The 20,116-nt window shown below is 37.8% G+C and carries 8 protein-coding genes; 7 read left to right on the top strand and 1 reads right to left on the bottom strand.

What is annotated here, in order from left to right:
* Positions 1 to 2 precede the first annotated feature (2 nt).
* Together KYH19_RS06640 and KYH19_RS06645 are read left to right on the top strand one after the other, a co-directional pair.
* A complete protein-coding gene (locus KYH19_RS06640; RefSeq protein WP_219078057.1) occupies positions 3 to 719 on the top strand; it encodes a DUF92 domain-containing protein in 717 nt (238 codons plus the stop codon).
* Between the two features lie 227 nt (positions 720 to 946).
* Complete coding sequence (locus KYH19_RS06645) at positions 947 to 1,333, top strand: hypothetical protein (RefSeq protein ID WP_219078058.1); 387 nt, start codon at positions 947 to 949, stop codon at positions 1,331 to 1,333.
* Between the two features lie 350 nt (positions 1,334 to 1,683).
* Here KYH19_RS06645 and KYH19_RS06650 read toward each other — a convergent pair whose 3' ends face one another.
* Positions 1,684 to 2,391, bottom strand: coding sequence for a LytTR family DNA-binding domain-containing protein (locus KYH19_RS06650; RefSeq protein ID WP_219078059.1), 708 nt, complete (start codon positions 2,389 to 2,391; stop codon positions 1,684 to 1,686).
* Positions 2,392 to 2,837: 446 nt separating this feature from the next.
* Between KYH19_RS06650 and KYH19_RS06655 the strand changes: the two genes are divergently transcribed.
* The 5 genes from KYH19_RS06655 (at position 2,838) to KYH19_RS06675 (ending at position 20,115) form a co-directional block, all read left to right on the top strand.
* Positions 2,838 to 3,350, top strand: coding sequence for a UpxY family transcription antiterminator (locus tag KYH19_RS06655; protein WP_219078060.1), 513 nt, complete (start codon positions 2,838 to 2,840; stop codon positions 3,348 to 3,350).
* A gap of 149 nt (positions 3,351 to 3,499) precedes the next feature.
* Positions 3,500 to 5,248, top strand: coding sequence for a carbamoyltransferase (locus KYH19_RS06660; protein WP_219078061.1), 1,749 nt, complete (start codon positions 3,500 to 3,502; stop codon positions 5,246 to 5,248).
* Positions 5,249 to 5,253: 5 nt separating this feature from the next.
* Positions 5,254 to 7,326: a hypothetical protein gene (locus KYH19_RS06665; RefSeq protein WP_219078062.1), complete on the top strand. Its 2,073-nt coding sequence runs from the start codon at positions 5,254 to 5,256 to the stop codon at positions 7,324 to 7,326.
* A 110-nt stretch (positions 7,327 to 7,436) separates the two neighbouring features.
* Complete coding sequence (locus KYH19_RS06670) at positions 7,437 to 8,120, top strand: head GIN domain-containing protein (RefSeq protein WP_219078063.1); 684 nt, start codon at positions 7,437 to 7,439, stop codon at positions 8,118 to 8,120.
* Positions 8,121 to 8,250: 130 nt separating this feature from the next.
* Positions 8,251 to 20,115, top strand: a complete 11,865-nt coding sequence (locus tag KYH19_RS06675) for a non-ribosomal peptide synthetase (RefSeq protein ID WP_219078064.1) — start codon at positions 8,251 to 8,253, stop codon at positions 20,113 to 20,115.
* Position 20,116: the final 1 nt, after the last annotated feature.

Genomic DNA, 20,116 nt, shown 5'->3' on the forward strand with positions numbered 1-20,116 from the left:
ATATGTTTAATAACGGCATCTTTTTGCCTGTCATCATAATTGCTGGTATTGCTTATAGTACCCTGGCCAAAAAACTGACTATTCCGGCTGCGTTGACAGGAGGTATGCTGGCCTGTCTTTTTTATATTGCTGCTGGTTATACAGGAGTTGCGATGATGAGCGTGTTTTTTATCATGGGTTCTGCAGCCACTTCCTGGCAGAAGCATAAAAAGCAACCTTTCGCTACAAGCGCGGAAACTAAAAATGGTCGTAGTGTGCTGCAGGTGCTGGCCAATGCCGGGGCTGCTGGTATTGCGGGTACAGTGGTTTTATTTTATCCCTCACTCACTTATTTAATGCTTCCGGCAATGGCGGCAGCTTTTGCTTCGGCTAGTGCAGATACGCTGTCATCCGAGCTGGGAATGGTTTATGGAAAACGGTTTTTTAATATCGTTTCTTTCCGGCCCGACCGTTGCGGGATGGATGGTGTAATCAGTCTGGAAGGAACGGTGATCGGTATTGGCGGTAGCTGTATTATTGCTGCAATTTATGCGCTGGGCTATGGATGGAATATTAACTTTTACTTTATCGTTATTGCAGGAACAGTGGGAAACCTGACAGATTCTATATTGGGCACTGTACTTGAACGTAAAGGTAGAATCGGCAATAATATGGTCAATTTTTTGAATACATTAACAGCCATGCTGGTAGTGTTGATGTTGGAAATGTTGTTTATTTAAAATTGCTGTGAATATTTGGATAAAATGTAAGCTAATTGCAGATTATGCTAATCAATTATAATTAATAATTTCAATGGTGAAAATCGTACTCACCTTTAATATCAGGCCGATTATACCTTACTGCCTTAATTTTTGAAATCATCTTTTTGCATAAACAAAATTTATTTTTCGCCAATTTATAATAAGTTTTTTCGCGATATTTATACTATTGTTTATTCCATAAGATCATGAAAAAAATCATTTTTGTTTTACTGCTTGCAGCCTGTGGATTTTCAGGTTACGGGCAAACCTACAAGCCTATTACCAGCAAGGATAAAACCTATCTGGGAACATTAAAAGGAGTGAGTTACACCTATAAGCAGGGCGTTGTGACCCTGAAGAATAACGGCAACTATAATTTAGGTACGGTGAGTATTGTGGCCTCATCGAAAGTGGACAGTACCCTGTTCGGGATTGTTTTGTTTGAGGATGGGATTGAAAAAGGAGAGACTGTTAAAGCTGAATTTTATTTTACCACCGGCCTGGGTAAAAAGGAACATGAGGTGCCTTTAAAGCAGGTTGATCAGAAGAACCTGGTATTGTCTTTTGATAAAGCAACCCGGGCTGTAAAATAATCGTTTGTGGCATTACTTTTTTAAGTGTTGGTTTTAACTTACAGTTCAGTGCATTGGTGGCAGTTTAGCAAAATAAGCCTGATTACCCCGGAAAAATAGCCTGCATCTGTATTGATATTATTGAGAATCAATTTTCCATAACATGTTATAAATATTTAACACTGGCTTAATAATCGATATTTAGATTTGCGCTATAAATATTTGGTTAGTATTTATAAGTTTAGGTTAGTTGATAAGAAAAGCCCGGATGGATATCCGGGCTTTTTATTTTAAGCCATATTCGATATAAAAACTAATAGTAATATAATTCGCAAAAGTGATGAAGAACCGCCAAGTGATAACATATTTTATTATTCCAGAATTTTGTAGTAAAAGTCTTTGTACATTCTACCAATTGGTATTTTTAAGTCATTAGCAAGTAAAACATACTTTCGCTCAATACCTTTAATGTGGTTTTGGGATATAATAAAAGATTTATGGATCTGCGAAAAGTTATCAGTATGTTCCAGTAATTTTAATAGTTTCGAAAGAGAACTATAAGCAAAAATTATTTCATCAGAAGTGTAAATCTTGACTTCTTTATTTTGGGACTCCATGGCAATAATCGTTCTTATGTTAACTCTGATAAATTTAACATTTTGGGATGTACTTTTCAGTAGAATAAAATCTTGATCTACTTTTTGATTGAAATGATTTTTTTCTACTTGTAAAACTTCTTTTAAAGTTTGAGAAAATTTCGAATAGGAGAATGGTTTTAATAAATATGCATTGGCTTGTACCTCGTATGAGTCAAATGCATATTTTGTATGTGCGCTGGTAAATATTAATTTTCTGGCTTTGTGCTTAGTCAGTTTCGCAAGTTCGATCCCATTCATTTTAGGCATTTCTACATCGAGAAATAATATATCAACGGGTTTAAGTAATTCGTTGATAGCTTTTAGTCCTAACAGTGGATCGCTAAATGTTTTAATTAGTTTAATGTTTGGTTGGAGATCAATATATTCAGAAATTAATTCTAAAGAAGAATAATCATCATCCACGACAATGCTTGTTTGCATTTTGTAATTAGTATTAATGTTAAATGATAAAATAAATAATACAAGGATGATCTAGCCCAATGTAGTGAGAATATTTTAACTGACAAAATATAGTTGAAAAAGTGCTGTTCATTCTTTGAAATATGTCGTATGATCTTTATTTATTGTCGTTTGCGCTTAAATTTTTTTCATTTTTTTTAAAACTATACCTTTAGTAATCGCTTGAAATCAAATAGTATATTGGGTTCTTCCCGCAAGCGTAGAGTTAAATGAATAAGGCAGTAATAATGTGACTCATTTTAGCAGAGCTATGCTCAATCCTTAGATTTTTTTGTAATACTTACAATATTATTAAGTTTAATTATAGAGTGGTTTCCTATCACAATCCAATTATCTCACTTTGTAGATTTATATCCTTTTAATCGATTTTTTATCTAAAAATTAATTATTAGCAATCATCTTTATTTATGAACAACAGTCATATTGAAAATTTCAGTTGGTTTGTCATTTACACGTTCCCTAACTATGAAAGGAAAGTATATTCTTCATTGGAAAAGAAAAAAATTACCGCATTCTTACCTTTACAAAAAATTACAAGGCAATGGAGCGATCGAAAAAAAATAATGGAAGTCCCCTTGTTTCCAAATTATATTTTTTTAAAAATAAAGGAGACTGAGCGTTTTGCGGTTTTGGATATTCAAGGGGTGAAGTATTATTTGTCAAACGATGGAAGACCTATAAAGCTCTCGGAAATTGAGATAGAGCAAATCCAAAGGCTTAGAGGCGAAAAGGAAGTATTGATCAGCCAAAAATTGGAAAAAGGAGCTGCTGTAATCATTAATAGTGGACCCTTTATGGGGATGACAGGTATCCTATTCGAAAAAAAAGGTAAAACAAGGTTTGGCATTTTGATTCATTCCATGAATCAAACAATTTCAATAGTAGTGCCTTCTACCGAAATAGGATTAGTTTGTGAATAATTTTTTTGCTGGAAAATAACTGCTGATCTCTACCCCAATTATCTATGTATATATGATGGGTAAGCTATTTTCATAATTCCTTTGTTCTGCCGGTGTCTTAAAAAATCTGTTATTTATTAATTGAAATATTAAATCTTACGTTTCAAAGTATGTCAGTTTATGTAGTTGGTATATCTGCTTTTTATCATGATTCATCATGTTGTATAATCAAAGACGGCCTGCTAATAGCGGCTGCTCAGGAAGAACGTTTTACAAGAATTAAAGCAGATTCTGCTTTACCAAAAAATGCATTTAAATATTGCCTCAAAGAAGCAAATATCAATGTAGCTGATATTGCCTGTTTAGCCTATTATGAAAATCCGGTTGACAAATTTTCCAGACAAATTTGGAGCGGACTCTTTAAGACAAGGGAGCATCTTAATAAACATATTCCAAATAATATTGAAGAGGCAATTAGGAAAATATTTGGATATGAAGGACCAATTAAGTTTATGAATCACCATCTGTCCCATGCCGCCAGCGCTTTCTATTTTTCAGGTTTCGAAAATTCGGCGATCCTGACTATGGATGGTGTCGGGGAATGGGCAACGACAAGCTATGGATTTGGAAAAGGCAATGAGATCAAAATCTTTGAAGAAGTGCTTTTTCCCCATTCCTTAGGATTGTTTTACAGCACGATAACCAAATATCTAGGATTTGGGGTAAATGATGGCGAGTATAAGGTTATGGGATTAGCTCCATATGGGAAACCACTTTATGTTAAGGAGTTGAAAACAATCCTTAATTATGGAGTTGATGGGCAATACGAATTAAATCTTGAGTTTTTTGACTTTATCGCGGGTGAAAAGATGTTCTCGGACCTTCTGCCCGAATTACTAGATCGACCACCTAGAGAAGAAAACAGCGAACTGCTGCAATTTCACAGTGATATTGCAAAAAGCTTACAGGTAGTGCTGGAAGAAATTTTAATTGAAAAGGCTAATTACCTTTTTTCTAAGTCGAATTGCGAAAATTTGTGCATGGCCGGAGGTGTAGCATTAAATTGTGTGGCTAACGGAAAAATACTAAAAAATACACCCTTTAAAAGGCTATTTGTACAACCCGCTGCTAATGATGCAGGCTGTGCACTAGGTGCTGCTGCAATGGCATATATAGAAATTACGGGGGAGAAAATAAAACGGTTAAAAGACGTTTATAACGGACCTGCTTTTTCTCACAACGATATTGCGAAAACAATTGCAGCTACTTCGATTAACTCAGCAGATTATATGAATGATTTACCAGGGCTTATCAAGTTAACGGCAAAAAAGCTCGCTGAAGGAAAAGTTATAGGCTGGTTTCAGGGAAGGATGGAATTTGGCCCTCGTGCTTTGGGTTCACGGTCTATCATTGCTGATCCTAGAAACGCTCAAATGAGGGACAGGATTAATGGGATGGTTAAAAAACGAGAGTCATTCAGACCATTTGCCCCTGCTGTTTTGGCACACAGAGCCAATGAGTTTTTTGAGCTCGATCATCCTTCTCCATATATGCTAGAGACATGTGAGGTACGCGATCCACTAAGCTTTCCTGCAATTACTCATCTTGATAATTCCGCTCGTGTGCAGACCGTGGACGAAAAAAGTAATCTTCGGTTTGCTATGCTACTTAAAGAATTTGACTTGATAACTAAATGCCCAATACTGCTTAATACCTCTTTTAATGTAAAAGGCGAACCCATTGTTTGTACGCCCGAAGATGCGATAAAATGCTTTATCAAAACTGACATAGATTGTCTGGTTGTCGGTAATTTTTTTATTGATCGGTCGGAAAATGATTTCGAGATTATCAGGATGATTTTGGATTTCGATGAAAATCGGAAAAGTGTTATTTCACAGGACGTCTATACTTTCATCTAGATTTAATGAAAAAGAGAAACGAAGTATTATCCAAATTCCAGGCTGATTGTTTGGCTCAGCAATTATCATCCGGTAACCCGACTACCAGTTCAGAAATACTAATCAAACAATATTTTAATGGGCATCAGTTCCCCTCATCGTCTGATGAAAAAATATCGAATTTGCAAAACGACACTGAAGAAGAAAGGATTGGAATCTGGTCACTGCAAAATACCGTTGATAAACCTACTTACGTCAGAGATATTAAATTTTATAACGAATGGCATTTGTGGGCTAACGCCAGCATGATTAATTTGTTGAAAGAGAAAAATAGGATTGTTTTGCTGGGAGAATCTGTGGCGCGCGGATATTTTTATGATCCTTATTATAATCCCGCAAAAGCGTTGGAAAAATTTTTGTGTGATCAGGATATTTACCCTGCATCAGAAATTATAGATTTAGCCAGGACAAGTCTCGATCTGACAGGACTGTATGATATTTTTAACTCCTGTATTAAACTTCAACCTGATGTAGTGATAATCTTTGCAGGCAATAACTGGTGGACGGAACTTGGTGGTTCGATTATGGACTATTTGAGTAACCAAGTCGATCGTCAGTCGCAACCTTCTGTGGAGGCAGTAAAAGAGTATTTGGAAGGTGAATTAAAGAAACGTGTTGAAGAGTTTATAGATGATACTGTCGCAAAAGCAAAAGCACATAAATTCAGAATCGTTTTTGTAATTCCTGAATTCAATCTTTTGGATTGGAAAAGTACAAAATCAGAACAGATTATTTCTCGTCTAGATTGTGATAATACGTCTGTATGGGTGCAAAAAAAAATAGAGGCTGAACAAGCATTAAGAAATGGAGATTATGTACAATTGGAAGCATTTAGTCAGGGTCTAATTGCTTTAGACAAAACTCATCCCATTGGCTACGAGCTGTTAGCTACATCTGCAATTAACCTCGGTAATTTCGATTTAGCCAGAAAAGCACTGGAAGATGCACGAGATACCGCAATCGTATTTAGGTCGTCCAGTAAGCCCAGAATATTTTCGACTATAAAGCACACAATTTTAGCAAAAGCGGAAAGCTATCCTAGTTTAGAAGTAGTTGACTCTCTTGATGTACTCACACCAGGAGCTAAGGTGTTACCGAACAGAGATATTTTTCTTGATTATTGCCATTTAACGATAAAAGGAATTGACTTGACTATGCAAGCCGTAGCCAAGTTATTGACCGGAGTTGATAAATACAACTGTGGCTATCCGGAAATGCAACTTCCTGAACATGTAGTTCCAATGGCACATCTTTTTGCTGCTATTCACAATGCTCATTTAGGACAAAATGATGAGATAGTTACGGATCACTGTCTGAAAGCGGTTAAAAGTGCTAAAGTACGAAAATTTATGCCTCTCTACATCGACATGTCCACAAGGCGACTCCAGTCGATATTGTGTAATAGTTTTGAACAAATTATTATCAATGGTGATCTTGAACAATACCAAAAAGGCACAGAGTTACTACACGCGCCAAACAATAAAAAGCTAGATTTAATTTTAGTGGATGCAATGATAAGTGCTTTGAAAACCTTTGGATTGGATCTTGAAAAATCAACGTCAGAACTTAGGATAGCTGAACATGGTTTGATTACGGAGATCAACCTTTTAGAATCATTTTATCTGTTGGATGAACATAGCCCGCCGGTGGTGATGGAAAGAGCGTTTTATCAGGCCAGGCAGTTAGAAAGCAATTTCCTTATGGTCATTTCCAATGTTAGGCAGGTTGAACTGAACCTAATAACAAGGACTACGAACGATAATTACTCCAGTAATAATTTGGAACTTTGCCTAAATGGCCAGCTAATGGCATCTTTTTCTTTAACAAAAGATTGGGCGCACCATAAGATCTTGCTTTCTCCGGATGCCTTGTCTACTGGTAATAATGTGTTATCGATAAAATGGCCAATAGCTAACGACTCTTTCAGCAGTTTGCTGATTAACAAAAGAAGTTTAAAAACGGTTGATGACTATTTTAATGCGATGTTTCATGTATTTGGTGAAATTCAAACATTTACAGCGACAATATCGGAAGATTGATATCATTAATTTGGACCTTCGATGAACAAATCCCGAAAAATAATTGGCTTCGTTATTCAATAAAAAACCTAAATCACAGTCATTAAGTACACTCATATTAACTATAGATCATGAAAAACAAATTAATTATAATGCTAACATTTGCATCATTTGGCTTTATAAATGCCAATGCACAAACAGAAGATTTTAGGAAACTTGCTCATTTTGACAAAATATCGACCAAGGAAGGTTATGATATTTTTTTAACTCAGGGAACCACAGAGTCTGTTAAAATTGTTACTGAGAATATCTCTCCAGGTCAAATTATCACCAATGTAAGCGGTGGAACGCTGATGATAGGAACGAAAAAAGGAAAGTATCCGAATACAAGTGTTAAAATTTACATCACTTTCATAGAAATAAATTCTGTTATTTCCTATGGAGGTGGTAAAATCGAATTTTCACCTTTTAAGGCAAATACGCTGTCATTAAAAATCGTGGGTTCGTCTGCTATGAAAGTACCTGTAGAAGTTAATAAATTAAATATTTTTTCTTCAGGATCAGGTATTGTTGAGTTAACTGGTAAGGCAGAAAATGCCGATATAGAACTATCGGGTTCAGGTAAAATTAATGCTTTGAATCTGGCGCTTAATAAATGTGATATCAAATTAACCGGTTCCGGAACAGCGAATTTAAATGTACGTGCTAACCTTCAAGTAAATTCTTCTGGAAGCGGAAATGTTTATTACAAGGGTAAGCCTGCTACTAAAGAAATCAATAGGACAGGATCAGGGAATGTCGAATCTATACCTTAACAGCAGCTTAATTTACCTTGTTAATAATTAAATCATTTTGGTGCCGGATACTTAAGTTTATAAGTTGAAACCCAGCGCCAAAATGATTTGAACTAATCTCCACCTTCGTTCTTAAAGTTTCCCATCTGTTATGATGAACAGTAGTTTAATTTCGTGCCTGACTTCGGCCTGCAATGCGGTCAATACTGGATTGACTTTTATTGACAACTCATCGGAAGACAGTTTTATTTCTTACGGAGAACTGTATGAAAAGTCAATTGATGTTCTTGGTGTATTGCAGACTAGCGGTTTAAAACCCGGAAATGAGTTGATTTTTCAGATTGATGATAACAAGGCTTTTTTGACCGTTTTTTGGGCATGCCTTTTAGGTAAAATAGTACCCGTACCACTTTCTATCGGCAACAAAGACGATCACAAGCTAAAGGTGCTAAAAGTTTGGGATTCTTTAAAGACGCCATTTTTAATCGGCAACCTGGATAACCTAGAACGGTTGAAGGATTTTGCCGCAACGCAGCTTTTTCCTGGTTTTGACAAGGGGATTAATGACCGATATATTGAACTGTCTACCATCTTTAAGCATTTTAGGAAAGGTAAGGTTATAGAATCTTGCGCATCTGATATCGCCTACATCCAATATTCATCCGGTTCAACCGGCGATCCGAAAGGGATAGTTCTGACTCATGCAAATTTGCTGCATAATACAAACGATATCATTGAAAGATCAGAAATTACGGAAAAAGATTCTGCTTTAAGCTGGATGCCTTTGACACATGATATGGGTATGATATGCTTTCACCTTTCATGTCTGGTTGCAGGTATTAATCAGTATATTATTCCTACTTCCTTATTTATCAAAAGAGCTAGTATCTGGATAAATAAAGCGCATGAGTACAAAACATCTATTCTTTATTCCCCGAATTTTGGTTTTCAATATTTTTTGTCCTCTTTGAAATCTGCTGAATCAAGGTCATGGGATTTATCGGCAGTAAGAATAATTTATAATGGTGCAGAGCTCATTTCATACGAACTCTGTGAAAAATTTTCTGCTGAACTCAGTCAGTTTAATCTGAAGCCAAATGTCATATACCCAGGTTATGGCCTGGCGGAAGCTTCTGTTGCAGTAACTTTGCCCGAGCCAGGAAAGCCACTGCATGTCCATCACCTTAATCGGAACAATTTAAACATAGGGGATAAAGTGATGTTTTTAAGTCCCGACAATAGTGATGCTATCGCTTTTGTCGAATTAGGAACCCCAATAAAAACCTGTTCTGTTAGAATAGCTGATGGAAACCTCCTGTTAGGCGAACATAGGATTGGTCACGTACAAATAAAGGGCAATAATGTTTCAGCCGGTTATTATAATAATCCAGCCCAAAGCAAGAGAATATTTACAGATGATCATTGGCTGATTACCGGTGATCTAGGTTTTTTTAATAACGAACGGCTGATAATTGTGGGCCGAGCAAAAAACATCATCATTATTAATGGCCAAAATTTTTATCCCCATGATATTGAAAGATATGCGCATCAGGTTGCACCTTTAGGGCCTGGTAAAGTAGTAGCATGCGGTATTAAAGATCCGAAAAGCTTTAGGGAACTGCTAATATTGTTTGTGCTCTATAAAGGAACTGTTTCCGATTTTTCGTCGATCGCGGCAAACTTAAAGCGTAGAATACTGCAAAATGTAGGTTTGGCAGTAGATCAGATTGTTCCGGTAAGAAGTATCCCAAAAACAACAAGTGGAAAGATCAAAAATTACAATTTAATTGAGCAATATTATGAAGGCACCTTCAATAAAGTTATTGATGAACTCAATCTCATAGACAATAGCCTCAGTTTAGTGAACATTGACCTTCAAATTGTAGACAGGATACTTGAAAGTATATGTGGAGAGATTTTGATGGGGGATGATGATTTCTTTTCGTATGGATTGAATAGCCTTCATATTACGAACTTTATTGGCAAGGTCAATTTATCACTTAAAACGGATTTAAACTTAGCTGACGTTTTTACTCACCCCACACTGAATAAATTTAAGTCTCATATTTTAAATCGAACACTGACTGTTCAGAAACAGTTAAATAAGGCAGAGAAACAAGAATATTACGAATTGTCACATAGGCAGGCCAAATTCTGGTTCATTGAAAGGCATAACCCAAACACGAGCGCCTTCAATATTTCTTTAGCATTTAAAATCAATGGTGTTGTTGATTTGAATGTTTTCCAAAAAGCCTGGAAGTCTGTCATTGCACGCCATGACTCTTTGCGGACGGTTTTGTTTGAGATTGACGGAATACCCTTTCAGAAATTCAATGAGGAGGGAAATCTTGATTTCGAGTTGATCGATTTTACGTCGCAAAACAACGCTAATGAGCAATTGAGAGAACAAGTAAATGCTGAAGCCAATACTCCATTCCAGTTGAATAATGGGACGCTTCTCAGAGCAAAGATTTATACTCTGACACCGAAATTGATCATTTTTCAATTTACGATTCATCATATCATTTCGGACGGTTGGTCAATTACTGTCTTGTTAAAAGACTTAGCTACATTATATAAATCGTATATCAAAAATGAGGGGAATCCCCTTAAAGCATTGGACTTTCAGGCTAAAGACTTTATTAATTGGAATAAAAATATTCATAGTGAAGGAAAACTTGGCGCAATCAAAAATTACTGGCTAAAAGAGTTAAAAACAGAATCGCCATTTCTTCATTTACCAACATATCAAATAAGACCTGATAAACTTACTTATGTTGGTCAAACCAAAGTGTTTACATTTTCATATGAGACATTTGGGGCATTTCAACAGCTCAACAAAGTTTATTCTTCGTCTGGTTTCGTGACAATTATATCTCTGCTAACTATTTTATTTTCAAAATACTCTTTACAGGAAGAGATATCTCTTGGAACGGTTATCGCCGATAGGGCAGATGAAATAATCAGTGACCAGATAGGCTATCATTTGAATACTGTGGTGTTGAAAAATAATGCCGCGCCACAATTATCATTTGCTGAATTTCTAAAAGGGGTACGTGAAAAATTCGCCGGGGCATTAAACAATCAACACCTTTCATTGGAGGAAATCTTGAGGGAGCTCAACTACGGCTATGATAATAATAGAAATCCCGGATTTGACATACTGGTTATACTGCAGGGTTTTGAAAATTATTTTGATGATTTGGGTGGGGATATCTCAATTGATCGCTTTCCAGTAAACATTAAAAGTAGCTTTGTTGATTTGCAATTTGAGTTTATAGAGGAAAAAGATGGGCTAAGCTTAGATTTAAGATACAACACAGATCTCTTTGCAGCAGCGCAAATTGAACTCATGGTTTTACAATTTGAAAAATTATTATTAGATATTGTAACTTATCCCAATAAAAAATTAGCAGATTATAATCTGCTCACAGAGCAAGACCGGTTAAATATACTGCTAAATTACAACCCCTCGGTACCTGCTAAGTCGTATCCTGAAAAAAATGTAGTTGAACTTTTCGAACTGCAGGTTGTTTTAAACCCAGGACTAAAAGCGGTTCAATTCAACGATGTCACCCTAACCTATACCGAACTAAATGACAAGGTTAACCAGTTGGCTAACTTTATCGTTGAAGAGGCTGGTAAGCTTAAGCAGGATGATGTTATCGGGGTGCACTTGCAGCGGTCAGAGGAATACATTGTTATTGTATTGGCAATTTTAAAAACCGGTGCCGCTTTTCTACCTATTGATGTCGAGTTCCCCTACGAACGAAAAATTGCAATGATTGAGGATTGCGGACTGAAGCTCCTTATAACCGATCAGATTAGTGGTTTAGGGTCAACAGACATTTCCTGTCGAGAGATAATGTTGGCAGATGCTTACAGCTGTAGCGGAACGTATAGTACAGGCAATTTAACGCAAAAACCTCTAGGTTCAGCCCTCGCATACGTACTGTACACATCTGGATCGACAGGTGCTCCCAAAGGTGTAATGATAGAACACAATAGCTTAGCTGACTATGTCCAAACATTTTCCACGTGTTTCAAACTTGAACCTAATGATCGGATAGTTCAACAAGCTTCTTTTACTTTTGATACCTCATTAGAAGAGATATTTCCTTCATTGTGCAGCGGCGCCTGTGTGGTAATGATGAAAGACGGCGCGCGAAATATCGATGAACTTATTGAAATTATTGAAGCAGAAAGCATTACTATTTTAAGCACTACACCGGTTATATTAAACGAAATCAACCAGAGTCTGATCCACTTCAGTGCGCTTCGGCTTATTATCAGTGGCGGTGATAAATTAAAAATCGCTAATATAGATCGTTTGATTAACCATTATGCGATTTATGATACTTACGGGCCTACTGAATCGACTATTTGCAGTACCTTCAATAAATTAGAAACTTTATCGGATGTGTCTAATATCGGAAAGGCGATTCCCGGTAGAAATATTTACATCGTAGATGATCTTCTCCGTCTACAGCCTACTGGAGTTATCGGTGAAATTGCAATTGGAGGTCGCGGTTTGGCCCGGGGGTATAAAAATAATGCCGATTTAACTAACCTCAAATTTATAAACAGCCCTTTCAAACTTGGCGAAAAGTTGTATCTTACGGGTGATCTCGGCCGTTTTTTACCGGATGGCAGCGTTTTCTTTATCGGTCGAAAGGACGAACAGGTAAAAATTCGTGGGCAACGTGTCGAAGTCGGTGAAATAGAAAATGTTTTGTCGCTACACTCTGCTGTTTCGGAGGTTAAAGTACTTCCCGTAGAAGATGAATTTGCTAATTTAAATCTGGCAGCATTTGTAATTTCCACTGAGAAGAGCATAACAGAACTCCGGACTTTTGCCGAAAGATATCTGCCCCAGTATATGATTCCAGTGTTGTGGACTTTCTTAGATAGGTTTCCGCTTTTGGAGAGCGGAAAAATCGACAGCAAAAAGTTACGCTGCCTACCAGGTGCTTTCAACGATGAGTTTGTCTTGAATCAAAAAGCTACAACCACTATAGAAAAACTTTTGATCAGCATATGGGAAGATGTGCTTGGAACGACTGTTGAAGGAATCAACCTGAACTTCTTTCATCTGGGGGGACACTCGCTGCTGGCAACACTCGTAATTTCACGTGTTCACAGTTTACTGAAAGTGAAAATCGAAATTAAAGACATTTTCGCTTACCCGACTATTTATAGTTTAGGAAAGAAAATAGAGAATCAAAACGAAAGTCTTTTCAAGGAAATATTGCCCGTCATAAAAAAGGAACATTATGAACTTTCACATGGTCAAAAACGCCTTTGGGTTTTAGACCAGCTTATTAGCAATCCATCAGCATACAAAATATATTGCGCTTACAATATGAACGGCTTGTTAGATAATGCCGCACTTACTGAAGCACTTGTACTTATTGTTGGAAAATATGAAAGTTTAAGAACGATATTTATAGAGGTTAATGGAGAACCTAAGCAACGGGTACTTGATTTAGAAGATGTTGCCGTTCCGATAGAATCTTTCCAGGTAAATAAACAGGTTGATTTTCAAAATGAAATAGATAATATCATAAACGACGATCTAGGTATGCCATTTGATCTTCGAAACGGTCCGCTAGTTCGTTTGAAAACCCTTTCTAATGATCGTCAATCATTTTTCCTGATCTCATTTCATCACATCATAGTCGATGCCTGGTCACTTGAAATATTAGCCAGTGAATTAATGGACCTGTATGATACACTGGCAAATAATAGAAAATCCATTGAAGGTTTATCTGCGCCAGTTATCCAGTATAAAGATTTCACTTATTGGCAGAATGAGATCTTAAGTTCACCTGAAAAGATCGAACATCAGATGTATTGGACCAGTAAATTTAAGGATCCAGTAGTGGTAATGGATTTTCCTGCGGATTTTCCTAGACCTCATGTGCGATCTTATAACGGAAGTAAGCTAAAAAGAATAATAAAAGACGACTTATATATTGCCCTAAAATCAATCGCTGAAGAAACTAACACAACCCTGTATATGGTTTTAACAGCTTCAGTAACGGCGCTGTTATTTAGATACACAGGACAGAATGATATCACCTTAGGAGTGCCAGCTGCTGGCAGAGATCATAGGCAGCTTGAAAAGCAAATAGGTTTCTTTATTAACACATTAGCACTTAGATTACGTTTTGACCCTGAACGGTCATTTGATGATTTGCTTCGATTAGTTAAAAATGAAGTCTTAGGTGCCTATGAGCATCAAATTTATCCATTTGATAGCCTTGTGGATGATTTATCGCTTGAAAGAGATTTTGACCGCAATCCTTTATTCGATGTTGTAGTCGCTTTGGAAAATCAACGTGCGCAAAACACCATCAATATTACGGGGCATACGCTCACCAAATACGATGTAGATATCCCCCAAAGTAAATTTGATCTGGTATTCATTTTTGCTGAGATTGACAACTGCCTGGAGCTGAATGTGGAATATAATACAGACATTTTTTCAAAAGAGAGAATTGAGTATCTGATAGTGCACTTAAATAATGCTTTTCAATCAATAGTTGAAGATAGACAGCGTCCAATCTATAGTCATAGTGTCTTATCTTCCGACGAATTATTCAGGATAACGCAAAAGTTCAACACTACTTACGCACCATATCCTGAAGACATGACAATTCAGGAATTGATTGAAAGTCAGGTTCAGAGAAATCCACAGGCCGTGGCAGTGAATGACGGAAAACATATCCTAACTTATCAGGTGTTGAATGAACGAGCAAATCAGCTTTCCCATAAACTGACAGCGCTTGGTTACCCTAAGGGAAGTCATATAGGTGTTTTGATCAGTCGATCAGTCGACATGATCGTTGGTGTATTGGCGATAATTAAATCAGGAGGAAACTATGTTCCAATGGAACCCACATTGCCAAAAAACAGAATTCTGGATATTTTGGGGATGCTGGAGATCGCGTGTGTGATAACAGATCAAGCTCAATTGCCCTATTTACAGCCGATGATGTGGCAACTTAGAACGTTTAAAGATGTTATTTGCTTAGATCTCGACCATAAAGATATACCTATCGAATCTTTTGAACCAGAGGCAGTAATAGGTTTCTGGGATCATTTGGCGCAAAAAGGAACAAACGCTATTGAAGGCGGCGGTTTTTTTAGCAGTTACACAGGAAAATGTTTTCAGGAAATTGAAGTAAACCAGTATGTTAATCACGTAGTTGGATTGTTAAGGAATGAGTTACATGCTAAAGCTAATGTATTAGAAATTGGTTGTGGTAACGGGGCGTTGATGTTTAGAATCGCTCCACTTGTTGGTCAATATTATGGTGTCGAACCATCTCCTGTAACACAAAATAAAAATAAGAAATTTATCTCTGAGAATGGTATTTCGAATATTACCTTATTGGAAATGTTCGCTGACGAGGTAGATACAATACAGAACAAATCACTTGATGTCATTATTTTAGCAAGTACAGCCCAGTTTTTTCCTGGCTATAAATATCTTGAAACAGTCCTGGATAAAGCACTATCACTTTTGAATGAAGGTGGTACCATTCTTTTAGCGGACATTTTGGATCTGAATAGAAAAAGTGATTTTAAAGAGTCATTAGACTTGTTTGCAAATCAACACAATGATGCGTCTATGAGAACTAAGGAAAACTTAGATGGGGAGCTGTATGTTAGTTGTGAATTTTTTGAAGATTTTTGTAGAAAAAAAGGTTTATCGAAATACAAGATTATCAGCAGAGGCAAGGATTTTGAAAACGAACTTCAGTTCCGCTTTGATGTGATCATTGAAAAAAAATACACGTCGCAGAATGTAGGTTATGTGCCTGTGAAAAATATCTGGACAAGATATCACTTAGATGGTCAGCCCCAATATAATCCAGCAAATAATCTGACGGCTGACGATTTAGCTTATATTATCTTCACTTCCGGAACAACAGGAACGCCAAAGGGCGTATATGTGAAACACCGTGCAGTCATCAACCTAATAGATTGGGTAAACAAGACCTTCGATGTTTCTCCAAAAGATAAAGTTTTGTTTGTTACCTCGCTTTCATTTGATCTGTCTGTTTACGATATTTTTGGAGTACTGTCTGCAGGTGCATCTATTTACGTAGCCTCGAATGATGATGTAAGAAACCCTGAAAAGCTACTTTGGCTGTTGGACAACGAAAAGATTACTTTTTGGGATTCAGCTCCAGCTGCTTTGCAACAATTGGCTTTTTTTATTCCTACCAGTCGGATTGCTGATACGAATAATCTCAGATTGGTGTTTTTGAGCGGCGACTGGATTCCGTTGGATTTAGCAGTGAAAATGAAGAATACTTTTCCATTGATCCAGGTAATTGGATTAGGAGGGGCAACTGAGGCAACAGTTTGGTCAAACTTTTTCCCTATAGAAACAATAGATCCAGCGTGGGTTAGTATTCCTTATGGAAAGCCTATACAGAATGCTCAATATTATGTACTCGACTCATACCTACAGGTATGCCCGATTGGCGTAGTAGGGGATTTATATATTGGCGGAGAGTGTTTGGCAGAGGGCTATATCAATGACCTAGAATTAACTGCCAAAAAGTTTATTCAGAATCCTCTTGTTCCAGATAAGGCATCCAAAATCTATAAAACCGGCGATACCGCCAGATGGTTTCCCGATGGTAATATGGAGTTCTTGGGAAGAAAGGACACGCAGACTAAAATCCGAGGTTTTAGAGTTGAACTTGGGGAAATAGAAAATGTTTTGGTAAAACACCCTGCTATTGAAAACGCATTAGTGCTAACTTATGACGACAATGGTTCCAAATCGATAGTAGCTTATTTCACCGGAAATAAGAATTTTGATGTTTCCGGACTGCGACGATACGCTTCGGAGATGCTTCCTTCTTATATGATCCCTGCTTATTTTATCTGGATCCCAATTGTTCCCATTACTTCCAATGGTAAAGTTGACCGGAACGCTTTGCCGAAACCAATAGGAGAGGTATATAGTAAAATAGCCTTAGCATTACCCGAAACGGAGATACAGTCTGTATTATTGAGTGTATGGCAGGGCGTACTTAACCGTTTCCATCTGGGTATAGATGACAATTTTTTCGAGGTTGGTGGAGATTCGATCAAGGCGATCCAGATCTCAAGCCGCCTGTATAAAGAGGGTTATAAGCTAGAAGTACGGCAGTTGTTTGAACATCCTACGATCCGTCTTCAAAGTTTATATGTGAGCCCTGTAGTTGTTGTTGCCGATCAGGGGGCTGTTCATGGCGAGGTATTATTGAGCCCGGTCCAGCAATGGTTTTTTGGTAGCGGTCACCCTGACCGCCATCATTACAACCAATCAGTAATGCTGGCCGTACCTTCGGGACTGGATGAGTCTGGACTGAGTTCGATACTGACCGCCCTTCAGAGGCACCACGATATATTGCGTGTTTATTACAAGGAAGCAGGTAGGGATATCCGTCAGCTGACGGGTGATCTGTCCCATCCTGTGAGCGTAAAGGTTCTGGATTTGCGTGGCAAGATCAACTGGCAGCAGCAGATGCACGATTCGGGTCAGCAGGTCCAGGAGAGTATGGACCTGTCGTCGGGTCCTTTACTTAAAGTGGTATTGTTCCGTCTTGATTCAGGTGACCGGCTTTTGCTGGTCTCGCACCATTTGGTTATAGATGGTGTTTCCTGGCGGATATTGTTTGAGGACCTAGACCAGCTGACCATTCAGTACCGGAACGGTGAGGAGTATAAGCTGCCATTGAAGACAGACTCTTACCAGCGCTGGGTTTCGGGGCTTTTGGCGCATGTTCCTGTTCTCCAGTCATTGGAGCAGGATTATTGGGCTGCTGTGGTGGAACGTTCTTTGGGGTCAAAGTTATGGCCATCCTTTGAAGGTTCTTATCAGACAGGAGAAATGGGGGTGGTCTCATTTACTTTGGACCGGGATGAAACAGAAATGCTGCTGACTGGGGTGAACGGTGCTTATAATACAGAGATAAACGATATCCTTCTTACGGGCCTTTTCCGCTCGTTACATCAGGAGTACGGCCAAGACCGTTTGCTGGTGTCGATGGAAGGACATGGTCGGGAGGAGATCCTCGCCGGAGTTGATATCAGCCGCACGGTTGGTTGGTTTACCAGTATCTATCCGTTGTTACTGGAAGTTTCGGTTGGTTCATCGATATCGGACCAGCTGATTGCGGTGAAGGAACAGTTGCGTCAGGTTCCGTCCAGGGGTATAGGTTACGGCATACTTGCTTACCTTGGAAATGGGGTTTTGTCGGGTAGTATCTCCCCTGAGATCAGTTTCAATTACCTGGGACAGTTTGACTCAGATACAGCGGATAAGGAATTCGATATCGCAACAGAATCCTCGGGCCAAAGCCGCAGTCCCAGAACGCAGAGCACTTTTGTGCTGGATATATCGGGAATGATCGTCTCGGGGGAACTGACCCTTGAGCTGGGTTATCACCAGTTACATATTCCGGCAGAACAGGCCGTACGGCTGAAAGACCACTACCACAATGCCCTTAAAGAGATCATCAATCATTGTGCAAACCTTGAAACCAAACAATTAACCCCTAGCGATTTCAGTTATAAACTATCCATTAATGAATTGGCAAAATTAAGTTGCCAATACGATATTGAAGATATTTATGCGATGACCCCAATGCAGCAGGCCATGTTATATCAAAGTATGATCGATGATACTTCAATGGCTTATCTGGAGCAGATATCCTTTATTATTGAGGGAGACTTTAAGGTATCAATTGCAGAGGAGGTATTGAATATTTTAATTCAACGGCACGATATATTGCGGACGGTATTTATTCAGGATAAAACTTATCCGTCAATTCAAGTTGTTCTTAAAAATAAATTAATAGACTTCGAGTTTTATGATTTAACAACTTTCGAAAACGACGAAAAGAATGATTTGATATCAGATAAAAAAACAACTGACCGGACAAAATCATTCGACTTAACAACTGATACCTTAATGCGTGTAGCCGTTTTTAAAACCTATGAGCATCGACACGCCTTCATCTGGAGTTTTCATCACATCATTATGGATGGATGGTGTATTGGAATATTCTATAAGGAATTTTTTGAGTTGTATAGTACGTTAGTCAATGGTAAAACACCAAATTTTTCTCAGGCCACTCAATACAAAATGTATATGTCTTGGTTGAATAAGCAGAATTATGAGGACTCCAAGGCCTATTGGAATAGTTACCTTGATGATCTTTCAGAGCCTTCCAAAATACCGCAGGTCGCTACAACTCTGGAAATAGCAGATGGCTATAACAGTAAAGATTTATTCATCAACTTTGAAGAAAGTGTAAATGCACAGTTTTTAAAATATACGACTGAAAATAAAGTAACAGTAAATATAGTATTCCAAGCTATATGGGCGATTTTAGTAGGTAAATACAATAAGCAGGACGATGTTGTATTCGGTTCAGTCGTATCAGGGCGTCCGTCTGCCATATCAAATGTCGAATCTATTATAGGGCTTTTTATTAATACAGTTCCAGTACATATAAATTTTGCGAAAACAAAGGGCTTTGCTGCAATCGTAAAAAAACTTCAAACTGATGCCTTAGAAGCGGGCAGCCATCACTACTACCCAATTGCGGACATACAATCCTCGTCCGGTTTAAATACAGATCTTTTTGATCATGTTTTGGTTTTTGAAAATTATCCACTAGCAGAGCAGTTGCCATTGTTTGGACAACAATTTGCTTATGAAACAAATCTTAAAATTGATGAAGTTGAAGTTCACGAAAGAACGAATTACAACTTTAACGTCATTATCTATCCCGGCCAAAGCTTATCAGTAAAAATCACTTATAATAGCAATGTCTATAGTGAAAGTTTTGTAAGAGAGATAGCTGCTAATCTGAACTATTTGGCGGTGCGGCTTCTGTCCGCTGATTTGACATATGAGGAAATCAGTTTAATATCGGCATCTGCTAATCATCCTGAATTAGAAGGGTTTATGGCGCAGGAAACCACCAGTCTTGACCTTTAAT

Origin of the sequence: Pedobacter sp. D749 (assembly GCF_019317285.1) — a bacterium.
Lineage (GTDB): Bacteria > Bacteroidota > Bacteroidia > Sphingobacteriales > Sphingobacteriaceae > Pedobacter.